The sequence below is a fragment of the Methylobacterium sp. J-001 genome (genome assembly GCF_022829565.1).
GTDB lineage: Bacteria > Pseudomonadota > Alphaproteobacteria > Rhizobiales > Beijerinckiaceae > Methylobacterium.
Genome location: NZ_JAKSYN010000005.1, coordinates 1 through 745, shown reverse-complemented (window position 1 = coordinate 745; position 745 = coordinate 1). Strand labels below are relative to the sequence as shown.

At 70.2% G+C, this 745-nt stretch carries 1 protein-coding gene; it reads right to left on the bottom strand.

Annotated elements, in window-relative coordinates; all coding sequences use genetic code 11:
* Positions 1-745 (bottom strand): ATP-dependent RecD-like DNA helicase (locus MKK65_RS00075; RefSeq protein ID WP_243954242.1); only part of this gene is annotated, 745 nt, incomplete at both ends.

The window sequence follows — 745 nt, the reverse complement described above, 5'->3', positions numbered from 1 at the left end:
CCGGAACACCTCGGTCAGCTGCGCCACCGGGATAGCCCCCGAGGCGATGACGTCGGCCAAGACCTGCCCGGGCCCGACCGAGGGCAGCTGGTCAACATCGCCGACGAGGAGCAGCGCGGCGTGCTCCGGCACCGCCGTGGTCAGGGCATTCATCAGCAGCACGTAGACCCACGAGGTCTCGTCGCTCGCCAGCAGGTAGCAGGCGAGCGGGTTGTCCTCGTTACGCGAGAAGACGCCGTGCTTCGGGTCGATCTCCAGCAGGCGGTGGCTCGTCTTGGCCTCCAGCCCGGTCGGCTCGGTCATGCGCTTGGCAGCCCCGCCGGTCGGGGCGGCAAGCAGCACCTGCACGCCCTTCGCCCGCAGGATCCGCAGGATCGTGTCGAGCGTCGAGGTCTTGCCCACGCCCGGACCGCCGGTGATCACTGCGAGTTTGGCGCCGAGCACCCGCCGCACGGCTTCCCCTTGCGAGGGCGAGAGCGTCTTCCCGGTCTTGTCCTGGACCCAGGGCAGAGCCCGGGCGAGGTCGATCTCGGGCCAGGGCGGTGCGCCTTTCATTCGGCGGAGCAGCCGCTCGGCGATCATCCGCTCGGCGGCGTGCAGCCCGGCCAGGAAGATGCACGCCTTGTCGCCGAGGATGTCCTGCACGACCTCGCCGGTCTCCAGCACGTCGAGCAGCGCCGAGCGGATCAGCGCCACGTCGATGCCGAGGAGGTCGCCCGCGAGCTTGATCAGTTCCGCAACCGGT